Consider the following 8,030-nt stretch of genomic DNA (forward strand, 5'->3'; position numbering starts at 1 on the left):
CCGTACAACTCAACGGCCCGGGCGCGAGGCCTGGTGCTTCTCGCGCTCGGGGTGGTGAGGATCGCGACGGCGGAGCAGCTGCGTCAGCTGGTGCTGCCGGGCACGGCCGATACGCAGACGGTCCGCAATGCGTGCAAGGACCTGCGGCATGCCGGGGCTGGCGGAGTCGGTCGGCCGTACCTCCAGCCCGGGGGCCAACGGCCGGCCAGTGTGGCGGGACTTGTGGAACCTGACCACGGCCGGGCTCGCGTCGGCCGCATCCGAGCTGGGGCGGCCGGTGCGGGAGATGGGACCGTTTCTACGAGGACTTCAGCTTCCAGCCGAGTAGAAGTCCGTCCAAGTGGCCGGCCATCGAGGAGCCCGTCGCGTCGGTGACCTGGGGCCTTGCTGCGCTTGACGACGATCCGGATGATGACCGTCTCGACCGTCTGGTCGCGGTGGTCGAGCAGGGGCTGTCTTCCTGCGTTGGCCCGTCGGGCACTCTGCTCGCTCTCGACTGGCAGCACACGTCGTATCGCTTCGAACCGCAGGAGGTCGGCGGCCCTGGGCAACCGGCTTGGCCGCTGAGCCCGTATCCCGATGGTGACTACTTCATCTTCCTTGCGGAGGACTTCCGCTTCGGCAGTTTTGGCCACCCTTGGGAAGGGTCCCTTTGCCTGTTCGGTGAGGAGCTCCTCGACGTCGCGGTCACGGAAGTCGACAAGGTTCTTGGTCCGCCGATCCGCAGGTCAGGCGAGGCGGTAGGCCTGGACTGAGCCTGGGCCGAGCCGGGCTCAGGGTCTCGCGAGAATACGTGCCCGCAGCAGAGCGAATGTTGCGCGTCCGTACATGCTCCTTTTCAGCAGTTTCACGCGGCAGACGTGACCTTCGACGACGCCAGAGCTATACGGCAGGGTCAGCCCAGGGGAGCGGACCCCCCAAGCACGCGCGGTGGTCATGGCCGAGTGAACTACTGGATGCTCCAGCGGTGCGGGTGGTGGGGTTCCTTGGGGCAGGCGAAGATGTTTAGTTCGCCCCAGCGGCCCACGGTGACCTTGGTTGGCGTGGCGTTCAGGTGTGTGGGCAAGTCCTGTTCTTCTAGCGGCTTCCAACTGCCGCTGCCGCCGTCCCATTCCGAGCTGTCGATGGTCAGCAGTAGGTGCATTGGTGTCGCGCAGGTCAGGCATTTCATGGGGGACGGGTCGGTGGCGTGCCAGGAGGCGAAACCGCCGACGCGCCAGCCTGGTGGGATGGACAGGTCGTACTGGTAGCCCACCGGCGCTGCGGCATCTTCGTCCGCCGATTGCTCGGCCTCCTCCTCCAGGGCCTCTTCCCAGGCATCTATCCGGGCGCACAAGTCCTCCGCAAGCAGGCCGGCGAACGGGTAGGTTGCCACCTGCTCCGGATGCAGCACGCACGGCTCGGGTATGTACCCCTCGAACCCGACAACCTGCGGCTGTGGCGGTGAAATCTGTACCTCGGTGACCTCCCACGACCGGCGCCAGCGCAGGTCGAGCAGCATGCCGTAGCCGCTCGGGCCGTGCGCGTCGAAGGGGCACCAGAACACCTGGAGCAGATCGCAGTCGTCCGGCCCCGCCAGCAGATCGGGGACGTCCCTCCGGTACAGCTGCGCAAGGCCGATCAGCGGCAGCGGATCGGTCGCAGCAGCCTCTTGAATGCGATGTTTCTGGTCCAGTTCCTCCAGCAGCTGTCGTTCCTCGTCTGTGGGGCCGGGGTTCGATTCGCGGAGCCATGCGGAAGCCAGGATCTGTCGCCGCCGGTGGATGTCCGTCGGGCGTCGGCCACGCGCATGGCTGTGAGGCTCGGTGCACACCGGCCAGGGTTCGTCCGTCGGCCACAGCAGCGGGCCGCCCACGGAACTGGCCGCCGCGTCCGGTCGGCCCGGGCGTGGATGGAGCCGGGTGGTGGTGCCCCGGTAGGTCGCCAGCTCCGGGAAGAGCGCCTCGACATCGAGCGGGCGCGGCGGTGTGGTCCTCGACATGCACGTGACCTTAAACAGCTGCCAGCCGCCGTGATTCAGCGCCCGCGAAGACATCCCCCTCGACACCAGCGCTGTCGGAACCCATGAACATTTCGATTCTCATGCAGGCGTCAGTGCCTCCCAAACCGGTGCACAACTGCTGTCCGGTCCCGGGTTCTGGCACAACTTCTGTGATTACGGCCTGTCGATCGCTACGTTGGCTCGGAAGGCGCGCGGAAACTGCAGGTCAGCGGGTTGCCCCGGCGCGAGCACGAGTAGAGGCGGAGTGGCATCACAGAAGCTGTGCCAGAACCCGGTCTCGCGATCAGAGCCAGGCGGTCCTCGAACTGGGCCGAGGGTCGCCTGCCCGCTACGATCACGGCTCGTCACCGAGCAGCATCGGGAGGGGGCGTGACAGAGGGGCCGGGCACAGTGGCAGGTGCCGTTGTCGAGCTGAGATATGAGGTGGGGCAGCCGGATTGGTCCGACGCGTTCCACGCACGCGGGCGGATACGGGGGATCAAGGGCCGGCTGCAAGGGCTGCTCGCGCCGGTGCTCTTCGCAGTGGCGGTGTGGCTGCTCGCCGACAGCGTCCTGGCCGCGGGAATCGCGTTCCTCATCAGCCTGTTCGGCCTCGTTGCCAGGACGGGCGTCCTGGCGGCGCGGCATGCCAGGATGGGCACCCCGCTGGGGCCCTGGACCGTGACCGTCGCCGACTCCGACGGCGCTGTGCGCTTCGCGGGCACGCACATGGAGACGCGCCGGGGCTGGCAAAGCCTCGGCGGGTACGTGGAGACCACCGCCGGATTCGTCCTGGTGACGCCCGCGCCGTACCTGCTCGTCGTGCACTATCTGCCGAAGCGCGCCATGGGCAGGGACGACACCGACCGGCGGCGCGGCATACTCGACCGCCACCTGCCCCGTCACGGCGGCCGTCCGCCCCAGCACTGACGTTCGGTAGGATCCGCAGGTCGTCGTACCGGGGAGGAATCATGGCCGAGGGCCGCAGCGCCGAAGACACCGACAACGGCGCGGCAACCTCCGCCGATGTCGTGGACGAACAGAATGCGGTCCAGCTGGTGTATATGCCTCAGAAGGCCGACACACTGGTCGGCCTGCGGGTCCGCGAGCGGATCAAGCGGACCGGGCTGCTGCTGAAGGGCGTGTTCCTCGCACTGTGGATAGGGCAGTGGCTGCTCTCCGCCGTGGGCCGCGGGAGTACCGATGTGGTCTCGACCGTTCTGGTCTTGTTCGTCGTCCTGGTGGTGTGGGGGTACCCGCGGCTACAGGCCGCGAACGTGCAGCGGATCACCGGATGGCAGGGCGAGTACCGCGTCACCGTGTCTCCGGCCGGGATCACCTGCCGCAGCGACCACAGCACGTTGGTCCAGAAGTGGTCCGTCTTCCAGGGCTATCGGGAGAAGGCCGGCCACTTCGTCCTGCTCAGCCGGGACCCCAACATCATGTGGCTCAGTGTTCTGCCCAAGCGGGGTGTGCATGAGGCCGGAGACGTCGACCGACTGCGGGCCATCCTGGACCAGCACACCACTCGCGTGTGACGAACGTGAAAGGCGCCCAGCGCCGACTACTGAGCTTGTAGCCGTGGTGTCGTCAGCCTGAGTCTGGTCTCGGCGAGGCAGCCGTCGATGACGTCGCTGCGGTATTGGATCTGGCGAAGGCCGTGTCGATGCGCGCGGATGAGGTGCTCGGGGTCGGTGAAGGCCAGTGGGTGGTGTGTTGTTCGGTGGTGTTGGCGTGGGGGTTGGTGGGGAAGGGGTCGGGGAAGGTGTTTTGGAGGTTGGGCATGGGGGGGTGGGTGGTGGGGGAGTTGTTCATGTTGTGGCCTTTGTGGTGGTGTGTTTTCTGGGTTCGGTGGTCATGTTGAGGGTTGAGGGGTGCACGGTGATTTCTGGTATGGGTCGGATGGTTGTGCCGGGTAGTGGTTTCAGTCGCCAGTGTGATGCGATGAGTGTGGTGATGACGATGGCTTCCATGAGGGAGAATTGGTCGCCGATGCACATGCGTTTGCCGACTCCGAATGGGATGAATGCTCCTCTGGGTGGTTGGGGGCGTTCGGGTAGCCAGCGGTCGGGGTCGAATCGTAGTGGGTCGGGGTAGAGGTGGGGGTCTCTGTGCATGGCGTAGGGGCTCCACATCACGTCTGTTCCGGTGGGCAGGTTGTACTGTCCGAGCTGGACGGGTGAGGTGGTGCGGCGGGTCAGGATCCAGGCGGGGTTGTGTAGGCGCAGGGTTTCGTCGATGAGTCTGCGGGTGAGGGTGAGTTGGGGGATGTGTTCGGCGGTGAGTTCGTTGCCGGCGAGTACGGTGTCGACTTCTTCGTGGAGGCGGTGTTCGAGGTCGGGGTTTTGGGCGATTTCGTGGAAGAGCCATGCGAGGGTGACTGCGGTGGTCTCGGAGCCGGCGGCGAGCAGGGCGGTGATCTCTGCTGTGATTTCTTCGTCGGTGAGGTTTTTGCCGGTGGTGTCCTGGGTGGTCATGAGGAGTGAGACGAGGTCGTTGTAGGTGTCGGGGGCGGCCCGGTGGTCGGCGATGATGCCGGCGATGGTTTTGTGCAGGACGGCGTTGGCGGCCCGGGCTTGGCGGTTGCCGCGGGTGGGGAGTCGTTCCAGTGCGGAGATGGGCACCATGGCGTGCATGAGGGCGGCTTTGAAGACGGTGTCGACGCTGTTGAGGATGGTTTGTGCCGGTCCGCGTTCGGGGTTCGAGGAGAAGAGTGCCGCCATGACGATGCCCTGGGCCATGAGTTGCATCTCGTTGCATACGTGGAGGGTTTCCTGGTTGTGCCAGGCCGAGATGGCGGGTTGTGCTGTGGCCCGCATGGTTTCGATGTAGTTCTTGATGTGTTCGCGATGCAGGGCGGGTTGCATCAGGCGGCGGCGCTGCAGGTGGGGTTTGCCTTCTGCGACGGGCAGGGGGTCTCCGCCGAAGATCTTGAGTTTGTCGAAGAGGAGTCCTTTGTTGAAGTGGTCGGACTTGCGGGTGAGCATTTCCTGGAGGAGTTCGAAGGAGTTGATGACTGTGATGGTCTTCTTCGGGCCGATGACGAGTTGCACGATGGGCCCGTAGGTGCGCAGGCGTTGGACGTAGGCCAGGCGGTTGGTGAGCAGGGGTACGACGTGCCCGATGAGCGGTATCCGCCCGGGGGCGATCGGTGCGGTACGTGGGTCGGCGGTCATGTGCCTGTCCTTTTTTCGCTTGTGGTGTGTGCGGTTGCTGGGTGTGATGGTGCTGGCTCAGCTGTGGCGGGTGCGCAGCATCTCGCGCGCGGTGAGTACTTCCGCTTCGATCACTGCGGTGGGCGCGTACAGGGTTTTGTCGTGCCACAGGGCGGGGTGCTGGTGGGTGGGGTGGGAGGCGGTGCGCAGGTATGTCTCGGCGAGGTCCAGGGCCCGGGTGTGCTGTGGCTGTGGTGTGGGGGTGGCGGCGCTCAGCAGGATTTTGACGGCGTATGCGGTCTCTTCGACGGTGCTGCCCCATATGCCCCAGGAGCCGTCGGTGTGCTGCGTGTCCGTGGTCCATGCGGCGGCGTTCTCAAGGGCCCTGGAGGCGTGGTGGCCGCCGTGCTGGGCGAGCGCGGTGACGCACCGCCCGGTGGCGTAGTAGGGGGAGGCATGCCATTTGTCGGTCCAGTGTCCCTCGGGCTGCTGCCGGCCGATCAGCCAGTCGCACAGCTTCGCCGCTCGGGGGCCGTATGTGTCCTGTGCTGTCGGGTGGTGTTGCAGGTGGCTCATGAGGGCCTGGAGGGCGTGGGCGTTCGCGGTGACCGATCCGGTGTCCTCGCCGATGTAGCAGTCGTAGTGGCTGCCGTTGTGGAACAGGTCCAGCGGTGCCGGGTCGTGGGGCAGGCCGGTGAGGGAGGAAGCCAGCACCGCCATGGCGGTGTCGTCGGCGTCGGTCATGAGGCCGGGCGCACCGCGCACGCCTTGGGGGTCGTAGATTTCCTTCGCCCACCCGCGGATGGTGGCAAGAGCGGCGGTGGGCAGGTGGGTGCGGCCCAGTGCGGCGGCGAGCCATAGCCGTTCCACGACGTGCAGGGGCGCGGCCTCGGGGAAGAGTCCGTCGTAGCGCTGCGCGACTGCGGTGAGGTCGGTGATGGCCTGAGCGGTGGTGGCGGGTGACCGCGTTGCCCGTGCCGCGGTGGCGGCCGGCGAGCTGCCCAGCAGGCCTTCGGTGTCAGGGACGAGAGAGGGCGGGATGTGGCCGGCTATGCCTTCGAACGTGTGGTGGAACTTGACGGGCAGGCTGCCCGCCGGCCCGTACCGCCTGGCCACCGAAGCGGGTGCCGAGGCGTGGAAGCCGCCCGGTACCGGCAGCCGGGGGCCACTGATACCTGGTGTGTCCTCGCCGGTGGCCGGGGAGTCCAGCTTCTCGTTGATGTCGGCTACCAGGCCGGGTACGAGTATTTCCGCTGCGGCCGTGTCCGGCCACGGGCATATGGGTGGCAGCGCGCGCAGCGCGTCCAGGCCCCTGGTTGCCGCGGCCGTGAGCCGGCCGGTGACCTCTGGCGGCGTGCTGCCCCTGCGCAGGACCGCCAGTGCGGCCTCCACCGCGCTGAGTGTCGGCAGGAGCCGGTAGGGCAGCGGTCCCTCCCCCCAACTGCCGTCGGGGGCCTGCTGCTGAAGCAGGTACGTGATCCGCCGTGGTTCCCCGGGCAGCCACGGCGCTGCCGACAGGACGCGGGCCGTCTCGTACAGGGAGGGACACACGCTTCCCCAGCTGTCCTTGTCGGCCCTGGCCACCAGGCTGGTGGCTCGTTCGGCGTAGGACGTGTTGATGGGTGTGCTGATGCTCATGGGGTGACTTCCTCCTCGGGGTGGTGACTGCGGTGTGTGGCGATGCCTCATGCCTGCCTGGCCGTTGCGTCCAGGGCGAGCCGGCGCAGGGAGGCTGTGGCACTTCCCGGGAAGGGGGCGTTGTCCAGGGCGGCGAGGGCGGCCGCCCGCCGTTGGGTGATCATTTCCTCCACGGTCTGCCGGGCGCCGGTGGAGTTCAGGATCGTGCGGACCGCCGCGGCGTGTTCCTCGTTGAGGTCGCTTCGGCCGACGAGCTCGCGCAGTGTTTTCAGTTCGGCCGTGGAGGCTCGCTGGAGGGCGAGCGCCATCAGGACGGTGGCCTTGCCCTCGCGCAGGTCGTCCAGTACCGGTTTGCCTGTCTTGGCGGGATCACCGAAGACCCCGAGCAGGTCGTCCCGCAGCTGAAACGCTTCTCCCAGCGGTATGCCGAAGGCGGTGCAGGCATCGAGGACGGGCGGGGTCGCTCCGGCCACTGCCGCCCCTATGTGCAGGGGCCGTTCTATGGTGTATTTAGCCGTCTTGTATCGAATGACGTGCAGTGCCGTATCCACGTCGCCGGCAAGGCGGCCGGTGGTCTGCAGGTCCAGGAGCTGGCCGTACATGACCTCGCTGCGCATTTCGGCCACCAGGGGCAGTACCTGTGCCAGCCGCCCCGGGCCGAGGTCCGCTGTGCGCAGGAGTTCATCGGACCACACCAGGGCCAGGTCTCCCAGGAGGACGGCGGCGCCCAGACCGTGCGCCCGGGCCCTGCTGCCGGGGCCGCCGCTGTCGGTATACGCGGTGGCCAGTGCACGGTGGGCGGAGGGCCGGCCGCGGCGGACGTCGCTGTCATCCATCACGTCGTCGTGCACCAGGGCGAACACCTGGAAAAGTTCGAGGCTGGCGGCAGCGCGAACGGCGGCGGTCATGTCGCCTGTCGCTCCGGCGGCTTGCCATCCGTACAGGCACAGCAGGGACCGCAGCCGTTTTCCGCCGGTCAAGAGTCCGCGCAGGGCGGTGGTCAGGTAGAGCAGCTCGGTTCCTGGCGCAGCGCTTTCCTTGGTGTCCAGGAATCCGGTCAGAGCCGCGCTCACCTTCTGTTGCAGGGAAGAGAGGTCGGGCAGTGCCGTGGGAAGGGTTTGAGTCACCGGCGGTTGATCCTCTTTCGTTCGAGAACCGTTGTCGCGGTTCCGTTTTTTGCAGAGGACGGGGCCACGGACACGCCTCTCCTCCGGGGCTGTCGCGGGGGGGCCGGCCGGGTTAACGGCGCCACCACC

6 protein-coding genes and 1 pseudogene are annotated in these 8,030 nt (G+C 67.2%); 3 read left to right on the forward strand and 4 right to left on the reverse strand.

From position 1 onward, the window contains the following. Nucleotides 1-299 precede the first annotated feature (299 nt). Nucleotides 300-755 (forward strand): annotated as a pseudogene (locus ACFU8Q_RS36340) (DUF2716 domain-containing protein); the annotation flags it as partial. A 194-nt stretch (nt 756-949) separates the two neighbouring features. Here the strand turns inward: ACFU8Q_RS36340 and ACFU8Q_RS36345 are convergent. Then, on the reverse strand, nt 950-1,981 hold the full coding sequence (locus ACFU8Q_RS36345; RefSeq protein WP_384462860.1) for a hypothetical protein: 1,032 nt from the start codon (nt 1,979-1,981) through the stop codon (nt 950-952). Nucleotides 1,982-2,425: 444 nt separating this feature from the next. Between ACFU8Q_RS36345 and ACFU8Q_RS36350 the strand changes: the two genes are divergently transcribed. Both ACFU8Q_RS36350 and ACFU8Q_RS36355 read left to right on the forward strand, forming a co-directional pair. After that, on the forward strand, nt 2,426-2,911 hold the full coding sequence (locus ACFU8Q_RS36350) for a hypothetical protein (RefSeq protein ID WP_384462863.1): 486 nt from the start codon (nt 2,426-2,428) through the stop codon (nt 2,909-2,911). A gap of 41 nt (nt 2,912-2,952) precedes the next feature. Continuing rightward, on the forward strand, nt 2,953-3,519 hold the full coding sequence (locus ACFU8Q_RS36355) for a YcxB family protein (RefSeq protein WP_384462866.1): 567 nt from the start codon (nt 2,953-2,955) through the stop codon (nt 3,517-3,519). 273 nt (nt 3,520-3,792) lie between these two features. Here the strand turns inward: ACFU8Q_RS36355 and ACFU8Q_RS36360 are convergent, their stop codons facing one another. From ACFU8Q_RS36360 to ACFU8Q_RS36370, 3 genes are read right to left on the reverse strand one after another with little or no spacing between them, the layout of a single operon-like run. Then, nucleotides 3,793-5,157, reverse strand: coding sequence for a cytochrome P450 (locus ACFU8Q_RS36360; protein ID WP_384462869.1), 1,365 nt, complete (start codon nt 5,155-5,157; stop codon nt 3,793-3,795). A 57-nt stretch (nt 5,158-5,214) separates the two neighbouring features. Beyond that, nucleotides 5,215-6,774 carry a prenyltransferase/squalene oxidase repeat-containing protein gene (locus ACFU8Q_RS36365; protein WP_384462871.1) on the reverse strand — a complete coding sequence of 520 codons (1,560 nt, stop codon included), beginning with the start codon at nt 6,772-6,774 and terminating at the stop codon, nt 5,215-5,217. Nucleotides 6,775-6,821: 47 nt separating this feature from the next. Continuing rightward, nucleotides 6,822-7,901 (reverse strand): polyprenyl synthetase family protein, encoded by a 1,080-nt coding sequence (locus ACFU8Q_RS36370; protein ID WP_384462874.1) that lies wholly within the window; start codon nt 7,899-7,901, stop codon nt 6,822-6,824. Nucleotides 7,902-8,030: the final 129 nt, after the last annotated feature.

The organism is Streptomyces sp. NPDC057543, assembly GCF_042801895.1.
Classification (GTDB): domain Bacteria; phylum Actinomycetota; class Actinomycetes; order Streptomycetales; family Streptomycetaceae; genus Streptomyces.